Origin of the sequence: Agarivorans sp. Toyoura001 (genome assembly GCF_005405585.1) — a bacterium.
Lineage (GTDB): Bacteria > Pseudomonadota > Gammaproteobacteria > Enterobacterales > Celerinatantimonadaceae > Agarivorans.
In genome coordinates, this window is sequence record NZ_BJEQ01000007.1 from 73,895 (window position 1) to 97,951 (window position 24,057).

Annotated in this window: 20 protein-coding genes; 15 read left to right on the forward strand and 5 right to left on the reverse strand. The window is 44.6% G+C overall.

The window, feature by feature from the left end; genetic code table 11:
• Nucleotides 1–5 precede the first annotated feature (5 nt).
• A complete protein-coding gene (locus FFR00_RS10560; protein ID WP_137673365.1) occupies nucleotides 6–1,289 on the forward strand; it encodes a TRAP transporter large permease in 1,284 nt (427 codons plus the stop codon).
• A gap of 62 nt (nucleotides 1,290–1,351) precedes the next feature.
• Here the strand turns inward: FFR00_RS10560 and FFR00_RS10565 are convergent, their stop codons facing one another.
• The gene (locus FFR00_RS10565; protein ID WP_137673366.1) at nucleotides 1,352–2,977 is read right to left on the reverse strand and encodes an AbgT family transporter; all 1,626 of its coding nucleotides are present in this window, start codon (nucleotides 2,975–2,977) and stop codon (nucleotides 1,352–1,354) included.
• Between the two features lie 385 nt (nucleotides 2,978–3,362).
• Between FFR00_RS10565 and FFR00_RS10570 the strand changes: the two genes are divergently transcribed.
• Entirely contained in the window at nucleotides 3,363–3,770 is a 408-nt protein-coding gene (locus tag FFR00_RS10570; protein ID WP_137673367.1) for a 2TM domain-containing protein, read from the forward strand.
• 203 nt (nucleotides 3,771–3,973) lie between these two features.
• A complete protein-coding gene (locus FFR00_RS10575) occupies nucleotides 3,974–5,098 on the forward strand; it encodes a diguanylate cyclase (protein WP_137673368.1) in 1,125 nt (374 codons plus the stop codon).
• Here FFR00_RS10575 and FFR00_RS10580 read toward each other — a convergent pair.
• Both FFR00_RS10580 and FFR00_RS10585 read right to left on the reverse strand, forming a co-directional pair.
• On the reverse strand, nucleotides 5,095–6,465 hold the full coding sequence (locus tag FFR00_RS10580) for a carboxylesterase (protein ID WP_137673369.1): 1,371 nt from the start codon (nucleotides 6,463–6,465) through the stop codon (nucleotides 5,095–5,097). The genes FFR00_RS10575 and FFR00_RS10580 overlap by 4 nt on opposite strands.
• Nucleotides 6,466–6,544: 79 nt before the next feature.
• On the reverse strand, nucleotides 6,545–7,291 hold the full coding sequence (locus FFR00_RS10585) for a helix-turn-helix transcriptional regulator (protein WP_137673370.1): 747 nt from the start codon (nucleotides 7,289–7,291) through the stop codon (nucleotides 6,545–6,547).
• Nucleotides 7,292–7,404: 113 nt separating this feature from the next.
• On the opposite strand from FFR00_RS10585, the gene FFR00_RS10590 reads away from it, so the two are divergent.
• The 6 genes from FFR00_RS10590 to FFR00_RS10615 all read left to right on the forward strand — a co-directional run bounded on the left by FFR00_RS10590 (nucleotide 7,405) and on the right by FFR00_RS10615 (nucleotide 10,619).
• On the forward strand, nucleotides 7,405–7,710 hold the full coding sequence (locus FFR00_RS10590; protein WP_137673371.1) for a hypothetical protein: 306 nt from the start codon (nucleotides 7,405–7,407) through the stop codon (nucleotides 7,708–7,710).
• A 34-nt stretch (nucleotides 7,711–7,744) separates the two neighbouring features.
• The gene (locus FFR00_RS10595) at nucleotides 7,745–8,131 is read left to right on the forward strand and encodes a hypothetical protein (protein WP_137673372.1); all 387 of its coding nucleotides are present in this window, start codon (nucleotides 7,745–7,747) and stop codon (nucleotides 8,129–8,131) included.
• Between the two features lie 31 nt (nucleotides 8,132–8,162).
• Entirely contained in the window at nucleotides 8,163–8,966 is an 804-nt protein-coding gene (locus FFR00_RS10600; protein ID WP_137673373.1) for a DUF2145 domain-containing protein, read from the forward strand.
• A 127-nt stretch (nucleotides 8,967–9,093) separates the two neighbouring features.
• Nucleotides 9,094–9,543, forward strand: coding sequence for an inner membrane protein YiaA (gene yiaA, locus FFR00_RS10605; protein WP_174235946.1), 450 nt, complete (start codon nucleotides 9,094–9,096; stop codon nucleotides 9,541–9,543).
• Between the two features lie 80 nt (nucleotides 9,544–9,623).
• The gene (locus tag FFR00_RS10610) at nucleotides 9,624–10,070 is read left to right on the forward strand and encodes an N-acetyltransferase (RefSeq protein ID WP_137673375.1); all 447 of its coding nucleotides are present in this window, start codon (nucleotides 9,624–9,626) and stop codon (nucleotides 10,068–10,070) included.
• Nucleotides 10,071–10,088: 18 nt separating this feature from the next.
• On the forward strand, nucleotides 10,089–10,619 hold the full coding sequence (locus FFR00_RS10615; protein ID WP_235836204.1) for a DinB family protein: 531 nt from the start codon (nucleotides 10,089–10,091) through the stop codon (nucleotides 10,617–10,619).
• A 51-nt stretch (nucleotides 10,620–10,670) separates the two neighbouring features.
• Here FFR00_RS10615 and FFR00_RS10620 read toward each other — a convergent pair whose 3' ends face one another.
• Entirely contained in the window at nucleotides 10,671–12,890 is a 2,220-nt protein-coding gene (locus FFR00_RS10620) for a glycoside hydrolase family 3 N-terminal domain-containing protein (RefSeq protein ID WP_137673376.1), read from the reverse strand.
• A gap of 562 nt (nucleotides 12,891–13,452) precedes the next feature.
• On the opposite strand from FFR00_RS10620, the gene FFR00_RS10625 reads away from it, so the two are divergent.
• The 5 genes from FFR00_RS10625 to FFR00_RS10645 all read left to right on the forward strand — a co-directional run bounded on the left by FFR00_RS10625 (nucleotide 13,453) and on the right by FFR00_RS10645 (nucleotide 19,258).
• Nucleotides 13,453–14,808 (forward strand): DUF4397 domain-containing protein, encoded by a 1,356-nt coding sequence (locus tag FFR00_RS10625; protein WP_137673377.1) that lies wholly within the window; start codon nucleotides 13,453–13,455, stop codon nucleotides 14,806–14,808.
• Between the two features lie 122 nt (nucleotides 14,809–14,930).
• Entirely contained in the window at nucleotides 14,931–15,464 is a 534-nt protein-coding gene (locus FFR00_RS10630; RefSeq protein WP_137673378.1) for a DUF1993 domain-containing protein, read from the forward strand.
• A 159-nt stretch (nucleotides 15,465–15,623) separates the two neighbouring features.
• Complete coding sequence (locus FFR00_RS10635; RefSeq protein WP_137673379.1) at nucleotides 15,624–16,061, forward strand: GNAT family N-acetyltransferase; 438 nt, start codon at nucleotides 15,624–15,626, stop codon at nucleotides 16,059–16,061.
• Nucleotides 16,062–16,419: 358 nt separating this feature from the next.
• Nucleotides 16,420–16,827: a GNAT family N-acetyltransferase gene (locus tag FFR00_RS10640; RefSeq protein ID WP_137673380.1), complete on the forward strand. Its 408-nt coding sequence runs from the start codon at nucleotides 16,420–16,422 to the stop codon at nucleotides 16,825–16,827.
• Between the two features lie 223 nt (nucleotides 16,828–17,050).
• Nucleotides 17,051–19,258: a multiheme c-type cytochrome gene (locus tag FFR00_RS10645; protein WP_235836205.1), complete on the forward strand. Its 2,208-nt coding sequence runs from the start codon at nucleotides 17,051–17,053 to the stop codon at nucleotides 19,256–19,258.
• Between the two features lie 38 nt (nucleotides 19,259–19,296).
• On the opposite strand, the gene FFR00_RS10650 is transcribed toward FFR00_RS10645, so the two are convergent.
• The gene (locus tag FFR00_RS10650; protein WP_137673382.1) at nucleotides 19,297–21,003 is read right to left on the reverse strand and encodes a hypothetical protein; all 1,707 of its coding nucleotides are present in this window, start codon (nucleotides 21,001–21,003) and stop codon (nucleotides 19,297–19,299) included.
• A 371-nt stretch (nucleotides 21,004–21,374) separates the two neighbouring features.
• On the opposite strand from FFR00_RS10650, the gene FFR00_RS10655 reads away from it, so the two are divergent.
• Nucleotides 21,375–23,789, forward strand: a complete 2,415-nt coding sequence (locus tag FFR00_RS10655) for a TIM-barrel domain-containing protein (protein WP_137673383.1) — start codon at nucleotides 21,375–21,377, stop codon at nucleotides 23,787–23,789.
• Nucleotides 23,790–24,057 lie beyond the last annotated feature (268 nt).

Sequence of the window (24,057 nt, forward strand, 5' to 3'; positions counted from 1 at the left end):
TGTTCATGGGTTTATTGATTTTAATGGCGGTGTTTGTAGTTGGAGTGATTATTGGCACGCCAGTGGCATTTGCTTTAGGCATTGCCGCCGTATCGGCTTTTGCCTTTGAAGGGCTCCCCTTGCTGATTGCGTTTCAGCGAATTACCGCAGGCATTAGTGTGTTCTCTTTAATGGCGATTCCGTTTTTTATTTTTGCTGGGGAGCTTATGTTTCATGGCGGTATTGCCATGCGTTTGGTGCGATTTGCATCTTCGGCTGTGGGCGCTGTGCGTGGTGGTTTAGGCGTGGTAAACGTTATGTCGTCGATGCTATTCGGAGGGATCTCTGGTTCGGCAGTGGCTGATATTTCAGCCTTGGGTTCTATTCTCATTCCTGTGATGAAAAAGAAGGGCTATGACGAAGACTATGCAGTGAATGTAACGGTAACCTCTTCGATTGCCGGCATCATGATCCCACCTAGCCATAATATGATTTTGTATGCGGTGGCGGCTGGCGGTGGTATTTCTATTTCGCAGTTATTTCTGGCTGGGGTAGTGCCTGGCGTATTGATGTGTATATGTTTGGCAATAACCGCGTATATTGTTGCGGTAAAACGGGGTTATGCCGCTGAGACGTTCCCTGGCTTTACTGTGTTATTCACCCATTTTGTGGTGGCTTTACCGGGTTTACTCACCGCAGTGATTATTGTTGGCGGGGTGTTATCAGGGGTATTTACCGTGACCGAATCAGGCGCGTTTGGCACCATTTATGCGCTGGTGGTAACGGTGTTGGTATACCGAGAACTGACTTGGCAGAAGTTTAAAACTGCGGTGGTTAATTCGGTAAAAACCACCTCTATGGTGATGGTATTGATTGCCTGTGCCGCTGCGTTTGCTTATATGCTGACTTACTTTCAAGTGCCCAGCAAAATGATCGACTTTCTTGGCGGTATTTCTGACAACCCCATCGTGATTATCTTGCTGATCAATGTGATGTTGTTATTGCTGGGCATGGTAATGGACATGGCGGCGCTGATTTTAATCTGTACTCCCATCTTTCTACCGGTGGCTCAGTCATTGGGAATTGACCCATTGCAGTTTGGTATGATCTTGATGATGAATCTAGGCTTAGGCTTGTGTACACCTCCTGTGGGCGCCTGTTTGTTTGTGGGTTGTGCGGTGGGCAAGGTGCCGATGGAGTCTGCGGTTAAATCTATTTGGCCATTCTATATTGCAATTTTGTTTGCCCTAGTGCTGACTACCTTTATTCCAGCAGTATCACTGGCGCTACCTACTTGGCTAGCGGGTTAGCTGCCTTTCGAAAGTAATAAAAAACGCGCCATATAGGCGCGTTTTTTGATTGCAGGCTTAGTTTACATTACTGGTGGGTAAACGTAGCTAGCGCCTAAGCCTAGTGGGAAACCAAGTGCCCAATAAGCCAATAGGAAAATTGTCCAGAAAATCGCTAAGGCGATAGAATACGGCAACATGGTGGCTACCAAGGTACCAATACCAGTGCCTTTAACGTATTTCTGACAGTACACCACTACTAGTGGAAAGTACGGCATTAGCGGGGTAATAATGTTTGAACTCGAATCGCCCACGCGGTAAGCCGCTTGTACTAAGTCTGGTGAGATATTCATCTGCATCAGCATCGGTACTAATACTGGCGATATAAGTGCCCATTTAGCAGAAGAAGAACCCACAAATAAGTTAATTAGCACCACTAAGGCAATCATTCCTACGATGGTGGCTGGTGCTGCCATACCAATAGCTTGTAAGAAGTTAGCCCCTTTCACTGCCATTAATACGCCAATGTTTGATTGTCCAAAGGCCCATACAAACATTGAACAGAAAAATGCCATTACAATGTAGTGACCCATGGTTTCCATAGTTTTGGACATGGCCGTGACGATGTCATCGGTGTTTTTAAAGCTGCCATTTAAGTAGCCAAAAACAACGCCCGGAATAACAAAGAAGATAAAGATAAGCGGCACAATGATTTGCATCATCGGTGCGCTAAAACTGGTTAAAGAGCGTGGTTCGGTGCTTTCTTGAAGCATGACCTCACCAGCAGCTGTTGTGACCTCTATCATCTCAGCGGGCGCTCGTAGTGGAGAGTCTGCTGGCAGTGCTGTCGCGATAAGTACGCCAATTAACCCAAGCATAACAAGGCTGGCAACTCTAAAAGCAAAGGTCTCTTTTTTGTTGGAGCTGTGCATGTCTGAGGCAATATCTAAATCTTTAGATATTGGGCTGTTTTTTAGCAGGCGAGGCTCAACAATCTTATCGGTGATGTACCAAATAGTCGCGACAATAGGTAAACATGATGCAGAGGCAAAGAACCAGTTATTGAGCGGGTTTACCATCATTTCAGGATCAGATAACTGGGCTGAGCTTTGGGTAAAGCTTTGCAGTAATGGATCTAAACCTGAAGGAATGAAGTTAGCACAAAAGCCGCCTGATACCCCGGCAAAAGCCGCCGTAATACCGGCAATAGGATGACGACCCATCGCATGGAAAATGACTCCAGCTAAGGGAATTACCACCACATAGCCTGCGTCGGTAGCAACACTCGAAATAACACCAATCATTACCACCGCTGGGGTGATCATTTTGGCAGGTGTTACTTTGAGCATTGCCTTTAACGCTGCGTTAATATAGCCAGAGCGTTCAGCCACACCTACACCCAGTACTGCTACTAACACCACGCCTAAAGGAGCAAAACCGGTGAAGATTTTCACCATGCTCGTCATCCACGTGGTAAGCCACTCGGCACTCAATAGGTTGTTAATAACAATCGTTTCGCTACTACGAGGATCTATTTCAGCGAAGCTTAAGTGAGATAGGCCTGCGGACAACAGCCATACAAAAAACATTAATCCTAGGAATAGCATTGCTGGATCAGGCAGTTTGTTACCAACACGCTCAATGGTGTCTAAAAAGCGTGCGATACCGCCTTTTTTGGGGGCGGCTTCATTGGTAGTGGTAGAACTCATATGTACCTCTAGGTTTAGCTAAACTCTCCGGTTTAGTTAGTTTTGTTGTGGTTAATCACCCAAAGTGATCAAAATATAAACTTATCCAATCAGCTTAGTTAATAAGCCTATGGCTTGCTTTGATGTTAGATAATAAAACCTATTTTACATGTTTTATTGGTTTAATGCTTCGATACTGTTTTCAGCCCGGTATATTGCTCTTTAATTTAAGTGATTACATCTACGGCGCTATTGCTAGCTGACACTTCACTTTGTGTATCGCTGTTTCACCATTCATCGGAGTGTTTAGCCACTTATCACGAGTTACCTCTTCTTATCGCAGAGCACCAGTGAGTGATTAGCTAGCGTTTATCCTATCAATAATCACCTAGTGTAGGATGCCACAATGAACAACAGCTACTCACCTCAACAATTAAAGCAAATAATTGCCCTAGGCATACGCCAGCAACAACACCAGCAAAGCAATGTGAATCAACAAGAACTCTATGAGATTGCTGAGCAATCGGGGTTGAATTCCCAGCAAATTGAGGCTGCGATTAAGCAGTGGAAAGCTGGGCAGCAATTACAGCGGCGGCATGATAAACATTTTCTCGCGTTTAAATTACATGCGATAAGTTATTTATCGATAAGCGTATTGCTGTTTATGATTGACTGGGTAACAGGCGGTGTTTGGTGGTTTTTTTGGCCAATACTGGGCATGGGAATGGGCTTATTAGGCCATGCGTTAAAGTTCATAAAATTGTCGCCAATCGGCGACAGAACGAGGCTTGGCGGGTGTTTTCGACACTTTTAATGCTCATAAAGTGAGGGCTTACTGTCAAATTTGTAATTATTTTATAAAGATAGGGTGATTTGTGTTCAGTCATTAATCTGTTTCTAGTAAGCTCCGGCATTCAGTTTTCATAGTTGATAACAAGCTATCAATTTGAAAAGTGTAAAATTGCTAAGGTAGGAGTTGCCTTAGATTGCGATTGGAAGAATTGCTGGAGTCATGGATTGATTGAACTGATAAAAAAGATGGGCTTTATCCAGCCGCATAATGAAGAACAGCATAAGTTGCTGCAAGATTTGGCTTTTCCGCAAACTAGGCGTCTTACTTACGTGGTGAGTGTTGTCTATTTGCTGGTGAGTATTTCTCATTTTTTCGTATTAAATAGCACCGCTGATAAACTGATTTTAGTGCCTCTCGGCTTGTTTTCAGGTTTAGCTATTTTTGCTACTGCCCGTTATTTACCGCGTTATTTGAATCCTGCAACATCTGCGATGCATTTAGTAGTGGTATTACTGATGCTGTTAAACACTTTGATGCATATGTATTTAAGTGAAAGCTTATGGCAAAGCAGCACCTTGATGTTAGTGGTTGTCGCTTTAGGCGGCTTTATGGTGGAGCGACGTTTGCTGTTGTTATCACTGTTTAGTGGCTTAGTAATTTGGGCCAGCATGGTGATGCATATGCATCAAGACACCAAAATAGTGGTGCATTTTGCCTTTGGTTTAGGCATGAGTGTGATGGTATCGCTGCTTTTGTTTAGCCACCGAGTGGGGGTGTTTAGCCAGTTGGTAGAGCAACGTAAGCAGTTGCAATATATTGCTGATGTTGACCAGCTAAGTTTGTGTTTACGCCGTCATGCCTTTGATGTGCGTGCGGAAAAATTGCTCAGTAGCAGTGATAAACAGGCGTTTTCGGTACTGTATTGTGATTTAGATTATTTTAAATTACTGAACGATAGTATGGGGCACTCAGTAGGTGACCAAGCCTTACAGCGCTATGGTAAGTTGTTGCTCGACTTAGCTAAGCCCCATAAGTTAGTCGTGGGAAGAATGGGCGGAGAAGAATTTGTATTGGCCGGTTGTATTCGCGAAGACCAAGCCGCCCTATTAGCCGAGCAAATTGTTCATAACCTAGAAGAGCTAATGATTGCTCACCCTGAATCATTAAGCTCTATGTACCTTACTTGTAGCATTGGTGTGGCTAGTTCGACAATTGACCATAACTTTTCCTCGTTATGTAAATATGCCGACCGAGCCTTGTACATTGCCAAACACAGCGGTAGAAACCAGCACCAAGTGCATAATCACTACCAACTGCCCGAAGGCATGAAAATGCCCGTGGAAGCTTAGTTGTTAGCGGTATTTGCTATAAATGTCTTAATACTGGCTAACATTTGCTGATAGTAAGGGTTGTAAGTAATCCGCTGTAAGCTTGGGTATTGAGCCAAGTTTGCTTCGGTTTTCTCACCTTTAACCACCTTGCTGCCTTGCTTACACTGTTGATAAAGGCTCAAATCGCTAAGGTAATGGCTGCAATTGCGGTAGTAACCTCGCTCTCCGTAATGCGGATTACTTGGCGCATTAATAGTGGCGGTGTGGGCCACGTGCTTAACTGCAGAGCAAGAAGCCGTGGTACATTGCGGTACTTCTACCAAAATGGTTTTGGCCAACCCTGCGTCTAAACTTGATTCATCACCGTAATATACCAAGTGGTCAGCCTGATTCGGACGGTGCCACTGGCTAAGTATTTGTAAGCTAGCCTGAGTATTAATGGTTTGGTCGTGCTCGCTCACTACTAATAACATTGGCACTTCCGGTAAGTTGTCGGCCTTGCTAATACGCTTGCTAACTTGTTTCATCAATGCGTTCACTTGCGCCCCTGCGTTATAAGGAAAGGACTCATATTTAGCAAAATCAACATCCCCTTCTTTATCTAACCAAGTGCTAAACCAATTCACATATTTTGCCATCCAAGCTAGGCCACTGCTGGCTTCAGAAGCGGGCGACCACAGCATCACACCTTGCACTTGTTCTGCACTATTGGGTTCAGTGATCAAGTGATTAAGAATCAGGGCCCCGCCCGTAGAAAAGCCTCCTAAATACACTTCTTGGTAATCTTTAAGAGTGCGTTGAATCGCGTAGTCGGTGGCTTGCTGCCATTGCTGGTACTTTACTTTGACTAAATCAGAAGGCGCAGTACCGTGGCCCGGCAACAATAAGGTTCTTACATCAAAGCCCTGTTGGTAAAATTGTAACGCCAAGTCATGAAAGTGATAGGGGGAATCGGTTAAACCGTGGATCAGCAGAACGGCTTTATTGTTCTCGCCATGACGAAGTTCAAACGGCGCGATCAGTTGGATAACTTTAGGTTTGCCTATCCATTGGTGCTGCTTAGCTAACAACTGGTAACTTTGAGTGGAAATAGGGCAGGCCATCATCGCGCGCGGGTTACGTTGGGCGATCAGTTTTTCGGCGTAGTCTAAGTAACGTTGATAGCTTTGATCCACTGAATAGCTAAAAGGCTTGGGTTTGGAGGCCAGCGCTTGGCGATAGGGCGCTTGTTCTATGTATTGCTCTATTAAGGTTTGCTGAGAGTGGATGTTTACGCAGTCTTCTTGAGCTATATTTGCATGCGCTAAAGTGCTGGTGAATAAGAGGCTAAGCACTAAACTTGCTTTGCCTAAGCGTTGCTGCAAAAGAGGTATTAAACACTGCATGATTGTTCCTTAAAGTGGTGTCTTTACTCTGCTGAGTAAAGAGAGTGTATGCGTTAAATATGTTTGTTATGCGTCTTGCTTAGGTGAGCTTAGTTTCTCTAGCAAGCTTCTCAAATATAGATATTTCCCAAGGGCGCAAGGCCAACAACAAACCTGTATGACGACGTTTTTCCAGCGGCAATGAGGCATCTTGCTGATTGAGCGCTGCCGCCTCTTTAGTGAGTTGATTAAGTTTACGACGGATGATTTCAATGGAGCTTTGAGAATAGTGGCCACGTAGGTAAAAGCGAAAGCTGTCTTCGCCACTAAATCGTGAATTCATAAACTCGGTGAGAACAATTTTTTCCATAAAACGCTCTAAAGGTCCGTTAGAAATCCACCTGAAATCTTGAGCAATAAGCAGTTTATAGGCGTTATTTGGCAGTAGTTGAATCATATTGAGTTTATCTAAGCGGGCCATTAAGCGAATGCACTCATGCTCGCTGATCTCATAACGCTGGATAATTTCTTTAAAGGTCCATGAGTCTCGTACACATACCGCGACTAAAAACAGCTTGTGGTCGTCTATTAGCTCCTGCTCTTGCTCGTGGCTTAAATGAGTGAGCTTTTCTTTCTCTTGGTCGGCCAGCAAAAATAAATCAATCAGGTTGAGCTCTACAATGTGGCACATCTCTTCCAGTCGCTCTAGCGAAAAGCTATTGGTAGAGAACATTCGCTTAATGTTGGCTTCGCTCATATTAAGCCGCTGAGCGATGTCTTTATAGGTTAAACCTTGCTGGCGAAAAACTTGCTTCAGGGTGTCGCGGATCTGCTTTAACTGGCTCATGGTATACAAATACTATACTTAGTGTTTATTCATAATAAACATAATACAAGGTCGTTTACACCCAAATCCCTGAACTTTATGGTTAATGCGAACTTAACCAAGAGGGAAATATTATGAAATTATGGAAATCACTGTTCATCACATCTCTTACGCTTTCTTGCGTGAACGCAATGGCTGCAGGCTCTCTCGAAAACCTTGGTCAATCAGCACATCATATCTTCTTAGCTGGCTCTACTGGTCTTGTAGGAAGTGGCCAAGTGGCAGTTGCTGCGATAACTACACCAGTGATGTTAGCCAGTGGCAGCATCGCCGAAGTGAGCCGAGGGGTAGCTGGCGGTGCGCAACATATTGCTGAAAGTGCCGAGGTGCCAGTGCCTTTTGAAATTGGTGACGAAGTCATCATTGGTTCTACTCACTAATTCTCTCAATAACAAAAATAAAGGACTTATCATCATGAAATTATGGAAATCATTATTAATCTCTTCGTTAGCACTTTCGAGCCTACATTTGTCTGCGACTGAGTCTGGTCAGCATGTTAATCAATCGGTAAAACACTCTGCTTTAGCGGGTTCAACAGGGCTTAAGGGGAGTGGCCAAGTAGCGGTAAGTGCGGTAACTACTCCCGTTATCGTAGCTGGTGGTGCCAGCGCCAATGTTGGAACGGGTATTGGCAAGGGCGTTAAAGATAGCGGGCCTATCTCTGTTCCGGTAATGGTTCCTGCGGCCTCACTCGCAGTAGGCGGCAGCGCTGCAGCCACAAGTGCTCAAGGAGTCGCAGAGAAAGCCGGTGCACCTGTGCCTTTTAAGATTGGCGAGCAAATTTTAGTTGGCATTCATTAATAAGCTAAGTCATCAAACAGGGAGTAACACCATGAAAATATTAAAAGGATTAATCTTCGCGTCTATTACTTTGCTTAGCGCTACTTGTTACGCAGGCAGCGCCCCAGCTGAAGATGCCAAACACAAACCTGAGGCGATTGCCAAATTCTCTAAAGATGTAGAAAAGTATGCCGCCGCTCAGCGCGCCAATGTATTTATTATTGGCCGCGTAGGGCGGCCACAAAAAGACTTACCTAAAGGGATTCAATTTACCCATACCGCCTTAGCGGTTTACTCAAGCATCACTTTGGATTCGGGTGAAACCACTAATGGTTACGCTATTTACAATCTCTATCAAAACCAAGGTGATTTGGGCCATAGTAGTTTAGTCACCGACCATCCTGTGGATTTTTTCTGGGGAGCGGATAGCTTAAAAGCCGGAATCATTATTCCTAAAAAAGACGTTCAAGCAGGGCTGTTGGCGTTGATTAACAATGGCGGTAATCATGTGGTGCACAATGCCAACTATTCGGTGTTAGCTAACCCATATAATAGCCAATACCAAAATTGTACCGAGCATACTTTAGATATGCTAAATGCGGCAATTTTTGATACTACCGACAAAGAAGAACTGAAATGGTTGGCAAAATCTGACTTTAATTCTCAACCAATTAAGATAAATCGCTTTAAGTTATTTATGGGAGGTTTATTCCTTGATGAAGTGACGACTAAAGACCACACTGGCAAGCCGCACACAGCCACTTTTACTAGCATTGCACGCTACTTAAAAGAGAAAGACCTCATTGAGCACTCGGTAGTGCTATACCAACACGATGCTTATAAACCTTTACTGTAATGTTGTTGATAAAAATTTTAATTAGCCAGTTAAGGAATAGCATATGAAACAATCGTTAAGTGATATAGAGTATATTAATCAGCAAGATAGCGGAACGTTTTACACAAACTTAAGGAATAAGACCGAGATGAAATCAGCACAGTTACCTAAACCAACCTCAGCCTTTGTTGGCGCGTCATGGGCGGCTTTATTCTTAGGCGCAGGGGCTTACCTTATAGGCTTGTGGAATGCCGACATGCAATTAAACGAAAAAGGCTATTATTTCACCTTATTACTATTTGGACTGTTCTCTTCGGTATCGCTACAAAAGTCTGTAAGAGACAAGTTAGAAGGGATCAAAGTAACCGCCATCTACTATGGTTTAAGCTGGTTTTCTTTGGCGGCTTCGGTTGGTTTGTTAGCGATAGGCTTATTTAATGCGACCTTAGCGTTAAGTGAAAAAGGATTCTATGCCATGGCTTTCAGTTTGTGTTTGTTTGCGGCTATCGCGGTACAAAAGAATACCCGTGATATGGCTTACTTTGAAGATGAAGACAGCGCGCCAAGCGTTGATAGCGAATCGACAGATGAGGCGTAAATAGGTTGCTAGCTAATAAGGTTATTATTGGCTAGCGTTAAACATTGCCATAAGGCTTTCAGTAAAAAGGATTTTAGCCGATGTCAGTGACCATTGTTAAAGCAGGACTCGAGCAACTGGACGCAGTTGCTGAGCTTTTTAATCAATACCGAATGTTCTACCAGCAAGCCGACGATCTCGTGCTTGCCACGCATTTTATTAAACAGCGCATGCAAGCCCAGCAATCAACTATTTTACTCGCACAGTCTTTGCAGCAAGCGTTTGGTTTTACTCAGCTATACCCAAGCTTTTCATCAACCCAAGCGAAGCCGATATTGATACTTAACGATTTGTTCGTGAGTGAATCAGCACGTGGACAAGGTTTTGCTCGGCAATTAATGGATGCTGCCAAGCAACACGCTTTAGAGGTAGGCGCGGTGAGTATCGAGTTAGCCACTGCCCATAACAACCATAAGGCGCAAGCATTGTATGAGAGTTTGGGTTATCAAAGAGACAGTGAATTCCTACATTATGAGCTGAATGTATAGTTGCTGAAATAGAGAGTGATGATGAAGCAAAGTTTTGAATTAATGGCGCGATATAATCAAATGATGAATCGCCAACTATACTACTGTGCTGCTCAGCTAAGTGATGAGCAACTAAAACGAGATAGGCAAGCGTTCTTCGGCTCTATCTTTGGCACCTTAAATCATATTCTGGTGGGAGATACTCTCTGGTTGCAGCGGTTTGCTGCTCACCCTAGCGGATTTAGTAGCCTGGATAAGGTTAAGGCTCTTGCCACTCCCAAGCAATTAGATGAGATTATTCATGATAATTTCGCTGCGCTAAGTGAGGCGAGAAATGCCATGGATGCTGCGATAGTAGAATTTAGCACGCAGCTAACAGAAAAAGACTTAAGCCAGCCGTTAAGCTACGTAAACAGTAAAGGTCTCTCTCAACAAAAACACTTTGGCTTGTTAGTGCAGCACTTTTTTAACCACCAAACTCATCATCGTGGCCAGCTGAGCACTTTACTGTCGCAATGCGGGCAGGATATAGGAGTAAGTGATTTGCTGGTGCATATTCCCGAGCTATAAAAAAGCCCCTTAGCTAAACTTAAGAGGCTTTATATGCTGGTTGTTACGCGCTTATTCCACGCGGAAGTTGGCGCTTAGTAAATCATCTGCTTTAGAGGATGCACCAACAAACACTTTAAACTCGCCCGGTTCTACTACCTTCTCTAACTTGGCATTGATTAAGGCTAAGTCACTATATGGCACGCTAAACTCAACTCGACGAGTCTCACCTGCGGCTAGTTCTACGCGTTCAAAACCACGTAACTGCAGCACCGGTACCGTGACTGAAGCAGCGCTATCGTGAATATATAACTGAGCAATCTCTAGCCCAGTACGTTGGCTTACATTACTAATGTTTACCGATACTATTAGGGCTTCGCCTTTGGCTAAGTCATCACTGGCAGGTAGTTGAGGATTAGCTACGCTTAAGTCGCTGTAGCTAAACTCACTATAACTTTTACCTTCGCCAAAGCTAAACAGTGGCAATGCTGGCATATCAATGTAGCGCTCTTGATTGTTGGTTCTTTCAGATAAACGCGCGTGCCAGCCTTCGTATTTGTTGTAGTAAACCGGCGATTGACCAACATGCTCTGGGAAACTAATGGTGAGTTTACCGCTAGGATTTAGCTCGCCAAACAGTAATTCGCTTAGTGCTTGGCCACCTTTAGCGCCTGGGTTAAAGGCGCAAACTACCGCGTCAGCATGTTGTTTTACCCAGCCAATAGTCAGTGGCTTAGAGGCCATAAATACCACGATTAACGGTTTACCGGTGGCTTTAACGGCTTCCAACATGGCTTGCTGATGACCACTTAAATCTAAGTCCGCACGGTCGTGGAACTCACCATGTTGGCTTAAGGTATCTCCTACACAGGCAATAACTATGTCGCTGTTGCTAGCGGCGTCTGCAGCTGCCAGTATTTCTTCAAAGTCTGGTTCGGCTGGCGCAGCGCCGCGCACATAGTTTAATTCACAACGGCCTGCGTCAGCTTCAGCTTGTAAGCCTTGGCGTAGGGTAATGGCATCTTTTTGGTGGTAACTGTCATCAGCCGCGCCCGCTTGCATAGATCCAAACGACCAATCACCAAGTTGCGCTACCACGTCGTCTGCATTGGCGCCACACAAAAGAATTTTAGGCTTACTGTCGCTTGATAACGGTAAAACACCCTCATTTTTTAGTAGTGTTAGAGATTGGCGGCTAGCTTCTAATGCTTCGTGCCAGTGAGCTGGGTTACCAAGAATTTGGTCTTTCTTGCTGAGATCGGTGTAGCGGTGTTCATCAAATAAACCGAGTTCAAATTTATACTTTAGAATGCGCGACACGGCGTCGTTGATAAAGGCGATATCTAGTTCGCCATCGGCCACTAAATCTATTGCGTGCTGGTAAAACGACGGGGTGGTCATGATCATGTCGTTACCCGATTCCACCGCAATTTTGGCTGCGTGGCGTAGGTCAACGGCTACCCGTTGTTTGTCGTGCAGTGAGCCAATATTGTCCCAGTCGGTAACAATAAAACCGTCCATGCCCCATTGGTTTTTAGGCACTTCGCGAAGTAGCCAGCTATTGGCGCTACACGGCACGCCGTCAATGGCTTGGTAACCCACCATTAACGTAGCAACCTTGGCTTCTTTCACGGCTTTTTCAAAGGGCGGCAAAAATAACGATAGCAACTTACGAGGTGAGACTTCCGCTTCATAAGCGTCGCGGCCACCGGTGGCTTCGCCATAGGCAACGTAGTGTTTCGCACAGGCTAAAATAGTGTCGGTTGAGGCCAGTGTATCACCTTGATAACCGTATACTGCAGCGGCGGCGAGCTCGCCAATTAACCATGGATCTTCACCAAAGGTTTCGTTTACTCGGCCCCAGCGGCTATCACGCCCCACACAAAGCACTGGTGAAAAAGTCCAATGTAAACCGCAAGCTCGAGTTTCTACGGCAGTAACATGAGCCATGCTTTGGCTTAGTTGTTTGCTCCAAGCACTAGATAAAGCGAGTTGAGTTGGAAATACCGTACCGTTGTTCTCAAAGCAGTGACCATGGATAGCGTCGATACCAAAAATCAGTGGAATACCCAAGCGGGTTTTTTCTGCACGGGCCTGTAACTCTGCCACCATGTTGCCAGTACAGTGCAAATAGCTACCGACATTCCAGTCTTCCAACTTACCCAAGTTCTCCGGCATGTTGGCCGGTAACTGCAGCATTTGCCCTACTTTTTCTTCAACAGTCATTAGAGATAATAAATTCTCGACACGCTCAGCGGTGCTAAGAGACGGGTTAGTATACGGCTGCGACATACTGCAGTTCCTCTGGTTAACGAGTAGTGGAATTAATTGGATGCTAAGTAAGCCACTTTTACTGGCAACAACTTGCAGTGCAATCTTAATAATATGATGTCTATCTTAGATAAAATTGAGCATGAAATAATTAAAAGTAAGCGGTTTCATGAGAGTTGCTCACACTTTTGCGCTCTAGCTAACGTTCAGGGATAAAAGAGAGTGCTATTTGGTAAAATAAAAAGACCTCGAACATTGCTTAATTAGCAACAGCAAGCTGCTCACTCGCTCGTGAATAGGGGGGCTTAGCAAAGACTGTTTATTGCTAAGCTTCAGGTTGTTTTTGTATTCTAGGTATTACTAAAGGTAACGGTTTAATCCCTCGCGTTGAGTGGTTCTATCTGCTGAACATTAACTAATGAATTCATTAGCTTGGCAATACTCTAGCGCCAGTAAACCCATTATTTGTATGATGTTTTCTGTTTGAAGAATATCAAAATAGTTAACTCTTTCTTGTGATCCTATTTCTTAAAGCCCTCGTTTTAGTGCTGATACCACTACAGAGATACTTAAGGAAAAGAACATGAAACTTACCAACCTAGGTCTTCTAATTGGCTCCGCTGTATTGCTCACTGCATGTGGCAGTGACGACGACCATCCAGCTACTCCAATGTCTTCAGTACGAGTCACTCACGCCAGTGCAGACGCACCCATGGTAGAAGTGAAAGCCAACGGTGAAACCTTTGCCGGACTCAGCATGGTGGATTATCGCCAAGGCAGCGCTTGGGTGTCGGTGGCTTCAGGTAGTTATGATATTAGCGTTGACGCCATTTTACCGGGTGATAATGCTGAAGTGATAGCTGCAAATCTGGAGTTTTCACCAGACATGCAATACGACATTATTGCCCTAAACAACGCGGCGTCTTTAGAGCCAGTAGTGTTAAGTCGCAGCCATGAAGCTGTTGATTCTGGCAGTGTGCGAATAGATGTATTACATGGTCATCCGGGGGTTGGAGGAGTAGACGTTTACCTAACAACTGCAGCTGAGATCACCAGCGAAGCAGCTGCCATTACTAATCTAGAGTTTAAAGTAGACAGTGCAGACCTACCGGTAACCGTACCTGCTGATACTTACCGCATTCGCATTACTGTAACTGGCGATAAAACCGTGGTGTTTGATAGTGGCGAGGTGGCGCTAGCAGGGGGGTCAGATCTGATGTTAACTGCGGTGCCTAATGTTGATACAGGCGCTGCTTCACCGGTGAATCTATTGTTGGCCGACGGCTCAGCGGTAAGCGTAGTGCGTGATATGGATGCCACTAGCCATGTACGAGTGGTGCACGCGGTAGATGATGCCCCAATGGTTGATGTGCTCGCCAGTGGTACTCCAGTAAGTGGTTTTACTGGAATCTCTTTCAAAGATTTTCAATCGGGTAATCTACCTGCTGATACTTACGACCTAAGTGTTGCAGCCAGTGCTGATAATAGCTTGGTTGTTATCGAAGCCCCTAGAGTGGTGCTAGACGCCGGTGCCGAAACCAGTATCTACGCCGTTGGTAAACTTAACGCTATTACCGACAATACTATTGAACCTTTGGTGATTGCCGAAGACTTACGCTCGGTAGCGCTTTACTCAAAAATTCGCGTGGTACATGCGAGCCCTGCTGCTGGTGGTTTAGGATTGGTTGACATTCATGCTTCAACAGATGGCAACTTTAGCGCCGATACCGCCGTATTATCGGGTGTCGACTTTAAAGGCAACGCTGTGTTGAATGTACCAGGCGGTAGTTATACCTTCGCGGTTATTTTAGCTAGTGACATGTCTTACACGCCAGCGGTATCTAGCATGGCGACGGTAGAAAATGGTGCAGTATACTCTGCAGTAGCTACTGATGATTTCTCAGGGCTAGTGTTAAACGTAGATACTATGGCTCCATAAGTAATCCTTGTTCATTTATATAAAGAGGCCTCAGGCCTCTTTTTTGCTGTAAGGGCCTCGCGCTAGTAACTCACCACAATGCATATTAAGCTGGTTTTTTTGTCAAAGGATTAAGTTTAATCATGTCTGAAATAAACCTTTATCACGCCAGTGTTCCAGTGTTTATTCGCTATCTAAATCAAATTGAATTGCTGCTGGATAAAGCCAAATGCTTTGCCATATCACAATCGATGGAAGAAGCGACTTTGTTAGTTGCTGGTTTGGCCGATAATATGTTTCCTTTGGGTCAGCAATTAAGCACCGCCATTGGCTTTTCTCTGAGAGCATGCTGCCCGTTAGCAAGGCAAGACATAAAAAACTATCACCCTGAGAGTGTTAGCTACGATAACTTGCATAAGCAGATTAGAGAGACCCGTTGTTATCTTGAACAATTGCGCCCCGAACAGTTTGAGGGTGCTGAAGGTTTATCGATAGCTACTACGGCCGGGTTTGCTGAGTTAGAATTAGCTGCTGGTGAATATTTACAAGCATATATGCTGCCTAACTTCTTTTTTCATTACTCGATGTGTTACGCCATTTTACGAAAAATGGACTGTCCGCTAAGTAAACAAGATTTTGATGGGTTTCATCAATATCCGATGGGTTTTAGCTTTTAAAAACAATTACTTTCTCGCTATTTAGTCATTTAAAATAACAAGGCTAATGATAATTTCGACTGTGTAAAAAATCCCAGCTAAAACCTTGTGTTAGCGAGATACAATCGGTAAATTATTTGCAGTAAGCTGTAGTTTAGCAGGGTTGGGGGAGGTAATTTAATGCATCCAGAATATTATATAAGTACTAATAAAGCTGAATTAGATATCGATCTTATTCACCAAGTACTCTTTCAATCTTATTGGGCAAAAGGTATTCCTAAAGCCACTGTTGAACAATCCATTGAGCACTCTTTGTGTTTTGCGGTTTACGACTTTAGCAAGCAGCAAGTTGGTTTTGCTCGGGTGATCAGTGACTACAGTACATTTGGATATTTAGCCGATGTATTTGTATTGGAAGAGCATCAAGGTAAGGGCTTAGCTAAAGCCTTAATGCATCGAATTATGGCGCATCCAAAGTTGCAAGGGATCCGTCGGTTTAAACTTGCGACTCAAGATGCTCATTCCTTATACGAGCAATTTGGCTTTACCGAATTGGCTCACCCTGAAATTCATATGGAACGATGGCAGCCTAACTTCTATCTACTTCCTAAAGGCTAGTTTTTCTTCGATTTCTTATAAGGATGATTAGCGCTAGTCGGCTTATTTGCTATCAATGTTAAAGTGTCTAGATCCCTGCTAGCTAAAGCTGACCTTAACAACCCAACTCACACTTTTCCTTATCTTTGGTTGTTTACTTTTTTAGACTCTATCCCTGCAAAGCATACCTTAAGCCAGTTGTATAAGGCTTAAGATCTAATTGTTACCAAGTTGTTACATTTGGCCGCAGCAAAGTTACCAAACGTTACCCGTCTTCGCTTGAGTGTTTTCTAGCCAAAGCCTAGGTTTATTGGGTTTAGCCTTCTGGCTGACACCATAAGTTGTAATGCTGAATTCAAGGGATGAGGAGAACTTTACAATGGAACAGGGCTATTACGTTGCTACTGACAAAAAGCAGTTAGATGTAAGCATGATTCACCAAGTATTGGTGCGCAGCTATTGGTCGAGAGGGATCTCTAAAGCGGCGGTTAAAACCGCTATCGATAACTCGATGTGCTTCGCTGCTTTTAACTTAAACCAGCAACAAGTGGCCTTTGCGCGGGTGGTGTCTGATTACGCCACTGTGGCTTATTTAGCCGATGTGTTTGTGTTAGAAGAACATCAAGGTAAAGGATTGGCTAAGGCCATGATGCACCGCATTATGGGTCATCCCCAACTACAAACTATTCGTCGCTTTAAACTTGCCAGTAAAGGTGCCCATGAATTTTACCGCGCTTTCGGTTTTAACCAACTCGCAGAACCACAGATCCACTTGGAGCGTTGTTGATACCCAAGTTTTCTGGCTGGTAGGTGCTCGTTTTTGTTTTATAAGCCATTGTGCCGCGCTCTAGTTCAAGCTTGCTACACTTTTAAACTAAGTGTGGTGAGATAGCTTGTGGTAGTTGCTTAGTCTTATCGCCGTTTTAAGTAGTTTTATTTGCTTTAAATCGTGGTGAGCAATGTTTCGAATTAAACGACTTCTTTTTGGTCTTCAATTTCTAGCCTCTTGTATGATGTGCTCAGCTTTATTTGCAGCCGAGTGGGTCGGCACGAGTAGTTGTATTAGCTGCCATCAAGATCAGTATCAGCAGTGGCAGGGCTCTGACCACGATATGGCCATGCGCCATGCTAATGAAGACGCTGTGTTGGGTAATTTTGCTGATGCTAGCTTAAGCTTTGCGGGCAAAAGCATGCAGTTTTTCCGTAAAGCTGAGCAGTATTGGGTGACTATTGAAGGCTCACATGGACAGCTACAAGACTATAAAATTAGCTATACCTTTGGTTATTACCCCTTGCAGCAATACATGGTGGAATTTGCCGATGGGCGAGTTCAGCTTATTCCCTATGCGTGGGATTCTCGCCCTATAGAGCAAGGTGGCCAACGTTGGTTTCATTTGTATCCAAAGATGCAAAAGACTGATGAGTTTTATTGGACCAATGCCGGACAAAACTGGAACTACATGTGTGCAGACTGTCATTCAACTCAGCTGCAAAAGGGCTATGACATTAGCAGCAATACCTACAATACCACTTGGTTTGAAATAAACGTTGGCTGTGAAGCTTGCCACGGCCCAGCAAGTGAGCATTTAAAATGGGCCCAGCAAGTAGAGTTAAACCCGCAGCATATAGCTGAACAAAGCGGCTTTGACCGCAGCTTACAGCAAGAGGTGAGCGAATGGGTTTATCAAGAGGGGTTGTCTACTTTGCAGGCTGGTAAGCGCCAAGCAAGTCAGCAAGTTAAAGTATGTGCTCAGTGCCATAGCCGCCGAATCCAAATTAGCCAGGCCAACAATCATGTAACAGGAAGCTTATTAGATCGTTACCAGCCGAGTTTAATTAGTGCCGATTTATACCATGACGATGGGCAAATTTATGATGAAGTGTATGTTTGGGGGTCATTCAAGCAATCAAAAATGCATCAAGCAGGCGTGAGTTGCAGTAATTGCCATAATCCCCACACAACTGAACTGAAAATGGACGAACAAGCACTATGCATGCAGTGCCATATAGCTGCTGAATACAGTGAGGATAAACACAGCTTTCATGCAGCAGGAACAGATGCCGCAAAATGCACCACATGTCATATGCCTGCCACTACTTATATGCAGGTGGATCCACGACGCGATCATAGTTGGCAAGTTCCGCGGCCGGATCTTAGTCAGTCCACAGGTGTACCAAACGTATGTACGACCTGTCACACCGATAAAAATGCGGTTTGGGCAGAGCAAGTATTAAGGCAGTGGTTTCCTGATTCAGCGTCTACACAAGAACAACATTTCGCTAAGGCATTTTATCTTGCCAACCAAGGCTTACGCAGCGCCGAGCAAGCTTTAGCCTTGATTGCTCAAGATCGTCATCAAAGTCCCATTATTAGGGCTTCTGCGGTACAGCGTTTAGCTGGCTTTCCTGGGTCCAGGGGAGTGATTGCAATTGCCAATGCAGTGACTAGTGAGAATTCGTTAGCGCGTTTGGGGGCGGTACAAGCTATTGAGCATTACCCGGCTGCCGAGCGTTGGCGCTTATTGGAACCTTTGCTAAGCGATGCGACTTTGGCAGTGCGTAGCCAAGCGGCAGCGGCATTGGTCAAAGATTGGCAAAGCTTAAGCATAGTGCAACAGCAGCAGTTACAAGGGCCGCTTGAAGAGTATATTGCTATTCAGCAATACAATGCTGACCGTGGTTTTGCTTTAAGCAATCTAGCGGGTGTGTATTTAGCGCAGGGTCAGTTTAAAAAGGCTGAGCAACTCTACCTACAAGCAATAGAGTTAGAGCCTTATTTTGTTAATAGCTATGTGAATTTGGCGGATATGTACCGCGCCACTCAGCAAGAAGAAAAAGCCTTTGCTGTGTTAACGCAAGGTATTAAAGGCCAACCCAAAAGTGCTGCTTTGGTGTATAGCGCTGGTTTGAGTTTATTGCGGCAAAAGCAAGTGGTGGAGGCTAGTCAGTACTTTTTGTTAGCCACTGAACGTGAACCGAGTAATAGCCATTTTTGGTATGTTTATGGCTTGTCTTTAGAGTCTTTAGACGTAAGCAAAGCCCAGCAAGCTTTAAGCAGGGCTTATGATACGAGCCGGAATCCCCAGCACTTATACGCCTTGTGTGAAATGAAGGTGCGGCACAAAGATGCAAAAGCAAAATTATGTATTTTGCAGCTGCAGGCTTTAGCTCCACCGGATGTTATTAAGAGACTCAATCTAGAGTTGAATAGGCAATAAAAAAGGCGCTCTAGAGCGCCTTTCGAAAGCTTTATTACTTACAATGATTTAGTGTAAGTAGTAATAAAGCTAGGCTGACCACCCTGTACGAAGGCTGTAGAGGTTAATACACCTTGGTCCCAGTTTTTACCTGCTGCAACATAACTCCATTGTTCAATCTTTGGTGATTGACACAATTGTCCCTCAATCACTTCGTCGTCATCACACCAACGAACTGACGAGTTAAGTTGAGCTAAGGTCGCTTTGCTTGTTTGGCCAGCATTTACGCCAAACCACCAAAAGGCCATGTTGGCTAAATCTGCGTAAGAAACCGTTTCGTCCATATCTTCAAGTATGCAATCTCCGCCTTGTTGAGTATGCAACTCTTTGCCTACCACGCGAATATCACTTGCGCCAAACTGATAGCTGAGTTGACCGGTTAAGCTACAGCCTGCGATATTGGTTTCAGCTAACCAGGTACCGCTAAAATCTATATAGCGTTCGCCATTGTCTACGTTTGGATTAACCAAATAGCTGTATGAAGTAGATGCGCTTTTTCTTAGCTGATTGCCTGCACCGTCAAGGGTAACTTCAATGGTTTGGTCGGTGTAAATTCCGGTCGCATTGTCGTAGCTGGTGCTATAGGTTTGTTGCTTAAGTTCGCCATCGTCTTCAAACTCGCTTTGACCTAAAGCGGTTAAGTTTGCTTGGCTACAGTTTTGCTCGTTCATACACGCAAATAAGCCACCAAAACTGGCCACTTCTGCGTAATCAATTGCTTCATCTTCGGTGTTAATTTGGCTTGGATCTTTAACCACTAATTGAAAGCCGGGTTCAATCGCGAAGTCTTCTGCAGAGTAAGTGTTTGAATCTGCGTTAAAACACTCTGGAGTGTTGTTATTTACGGTAAATTCGCCGCCGTTTAGTTCACAAGCAATGAACTCTTTGGCCCATTGTGAGCTATAACGCTGGTCAGACGTTCCAGCTTTAATGACCAATGCATTGCTGGCTAAATGCAGCACTTCAGAGCTTATTCCGAAGCTGGCATTTTTGAATGCTTCATCGGGAATTGTCCGGTCCATGTGTACGTTTTGATATAGCGTTGAGTTATTGCCGTACTGGCCGTTCATAACCACTTCAGATAAACGTAAGTATTCGCCGCTGCCTTTACTAAAGGCATCAATTACATCGCTATCGCCACGTTCAATGCCATCTAGTGATTCATTTAAATGCTCGGCGGCTTCTTCTTCGCTTACCCACTCACTGGCTTCCACTTCTTCAAGTAATGCATCTGCAGAATTAAGGTTGTTTAGCTTCACTTGCTTGAGTGCGATAAGGGTATTGCTGTCGGCTGCTGGTTTAGCAATATCGTCTGGAATAACGATGCTGCCGGTACTGGCATCATCTAACGATTGCAGTATTCGTGCTAAGTTCATAGCAGAGCCGGTATCGGCGGTGACTTCAAAGGGAGAGACAACGCTACGGTAAGAGCTATTTCCGATGAACATGCCATTTTCGCCGCCCAAATAAAATGACACTACATCACCAGGTTCAACCTCAAAGGTACCTTCAGCGTTAGTGTAGCCACTTAAACCACTGGGAGAGGCTTTATAGAATAAACCTTCTACGGCGGCATCAATAAAGGTGCCGTTTACTGGGTCTGTAGTTGGAGGGAGCTCATTGCCGTTATCGCTACTGCTTCCACCGCACGCGCTTAAGGCTAACGTTACCAAGGCACTGCTGCCGAGTACTGCAAACTTGTTCATAATACTTTCAATCCTTTACATTTTTATGGCAGTAATTACTGCTGTTTTGAGTGGGGAATGTGTTTTATTTAGCGCGTAAAGTAAAATTATATTTTTATCAACAAACTCTGTTAAAGATGGCTGAGACGTCAAGTGGTAGAGTGTTTATCCTGTTAATTTTTCAAAATTAAAATATTGTGCTGTTTGGTGTGAATTGAGTTTGGCTTGTTGAAGGAGCAAATGACGAAGGTTACTTAGGCTGTTTTGATGACAATTTGAAGCCCTTAATTTGCTGAGTCACATTTTTACAAGATGCTGATTAATTTAGTTATTAAGGAATTTGTTTACTGGTAAGGTCTGCTAGTTATTAGGCCTTTATTGAAGGAACAAATATGAAGATGGGCTTACACCTTTCGGCTAAACTAGCCGCTGCTTTGGTATTGGCAATAAGCAGTGTTGCGACTCAGGCTGCAGAGGCAATTTGGCAAAGCAAGGTATTAGACGAGCATACCGTTATTCTCTTGGCTGGCGATGCCGCACTCAGCCAGTTTGAGCCAAGCTTAATGTTAGCGGCTTCGCGCATCGACACCCAGACTTTATCGCCTATTGTTGATGCTGTTTCTAGCCCTTGGTATTCGCTTAGCTTAAACGCGAATGGCCGTTGTTTGTTGCTAACAGATGCCGCTCATGCAAAGCAGGCACTCAGCGAATTGTGTATTGAATCCACCACCCATCAACGATGGAAGCTAAGCCTAAGCAGAGGTGGTATTCAGCAGGTGTATGGATTAGGCCAGCAGCATAATACTCAAGGCGAAGCCGATGGCGATTGGCTGGGGCGAAAACGCCTACCGGGTAGCCGAATGGGAAATGCCATGGTTTACCAAGGTGAAGGTGCCGTGGGCAATACTCAAATACCCATTATGTATTTACTGGGTGAGGGTAAACAAAACATTGCTTTGTTTTTTGATCATATTCAACCGCTAGTTTTTGACTTTACCAAGCAGCCTTATCAGATTCAGGGTAAGGGCCAGCGCGCGCGAATTATTGTTATTGCTGGTGATAACCTCGCTGATCTGAGAGCGCGCTATTTAACACTAACGGGCAAACCGCCGGTGCCACCTAAGGCAATGTTTGGTTTGTGGTTATCTGAATACGGCTTTGATAACTGGCAAGAGTTAGACGATAAGCTGGCTACGTTACAGCAAGCTAAGTTCCCCTTGTCGGGCGTGGTGATGGATTTACAGTGGTTTGGTGGAATACGCGAAAATTCTAATCATACGCAAATGGGGTCACTTACTTGGGATGAAAAAAACTTCCCCGATCCTAAACAAAAAATTGCCGACTTAAAACAACGCGGCATTAGAGTGATGGCCATTGAGGAGCCGTATATCGGCGGTGCGCTTAATGAGTTTCAATCGTTAGCGCACGCTGGCGCATTGGCCCGCAATTGCGAACCCCCTTGCATGACACCTGCCAAAATCAAGGAAAATCCCTGGTGGGGTAAGGGTGGTATGCTGGATTTTTCCAGTGAAAAAGGTGCGGCATTTTGGCATGACTACCGCCGTGAAGCCTTGATTGACGACGGCATTATTGCCCATTGGACTGATCTCGGAGAACCCGAGCTTTATCATCGCAAAGCCTGGTATGCAGGGGTGAAAATTGATGGTGCGCTAAAACATGATCATCAAAGCGTGCATAATCTTTATAACTTGCTGTGGAGCCGCAGTATTTACCAAGGGTATTTGCGCAATAAACGCAGCCAGCGTCCGTTTATTATGAGTCGTTCCGGCACTGCCGGTAGCCAAGGATACGGTGTGGTCATGTGGTCGGGTGATATTGGAGTAAATTTGGCCAATTTACGCAGCCATTTTAATGCCCAAATGCACATGAGTTTGTCGGGTATTGATTACTTCGGCTCAGATATTGGCGGTTTTCATGGTACGCCTTGGGACGAGCAATATACTCAGTGGTTAGCAGCAGCCTTGTTTACCGACTTACCTGTGCGCCCGCATACCCAAAATTTGTGTAACTGCAAAGAAACTGCACCAGACAGGATTGGCGATACTGCCAGCAACTTGTTTAATGTTCAGCAGCGCTATGCTCTAAATCCTTATTATTACACCTTGGCTCATCGAGCATGGCGCAACGGCACCGCAGTGGTTGCTCCGCTAGTATATGGCTACCAAGAAGATGTTAAGGCCAGAACTAATGGTTCAATGAAGTTGGTGGGTGACGCTATGCTGGTGGCCTTAGAGGCGAAAGATAACGCTAAGTATACCCAAGCTTATTTGCCACAAGGTCTTTGGTATGACTACCGCAGCCAACAAATGCTAAACAGCGGTGGTGAGTATTATAAGCAGCCTTTATACATTGATGGTGTATACCGTTTGCCGCTATTTGTAAAAGCTGGAGCAGTGATTCCTCGAACTAATGAAGATGAAACCATTGATCTATTGGTAGTGCTTGATGAGCGCGGTTACGCTAGAGGAGAGTTGATTGAAGATGATGGGGAGTCTATTGCTTATCAACAGCAGCAGTGGCAATTCACAGAGTTTAGCGCGCAGATTCATCAGCAGCACATTGGTATACAGCTATCAGCCGCTAAAGGTAGCTATGCTAAGGCCCCAACACATAAGGCTTATCAGTTGGAACTAGCCAATATTCCCCCAGAAACAGTGGTTAAAAATGTGAGTTTTGAGGGGGAGCAAGTCACTCAATGGCAGCAGCATGGGCATCGATTAATCCTTGGCATGCAAAGCATTGACGTGGAACAAGGTGGTGAATGGTTGGTGGAATTTGCCGAGTAATCAATAATAAAGCGCACAGTGAAGTAGGCTGTGAGCTTATTGTTATTAACCTGATTTAAGCTTGAGCCGGGTGTAACATAAACCAGTAAGGAAAATTGTCATTTTTTGACAGCGTTTCAAAGCCTCTATGCTCAACGGTAAGTACCACTTTTTCGCTAGAGGCTACAACAAAACAGGCTTTATTATCAGCATCTGCTAGACCTTCCCCTCCGGCAGAAGGCGCGACGCCTAACCCCCATAGCCAATAGCTATCTTGGTTATTAGGCCA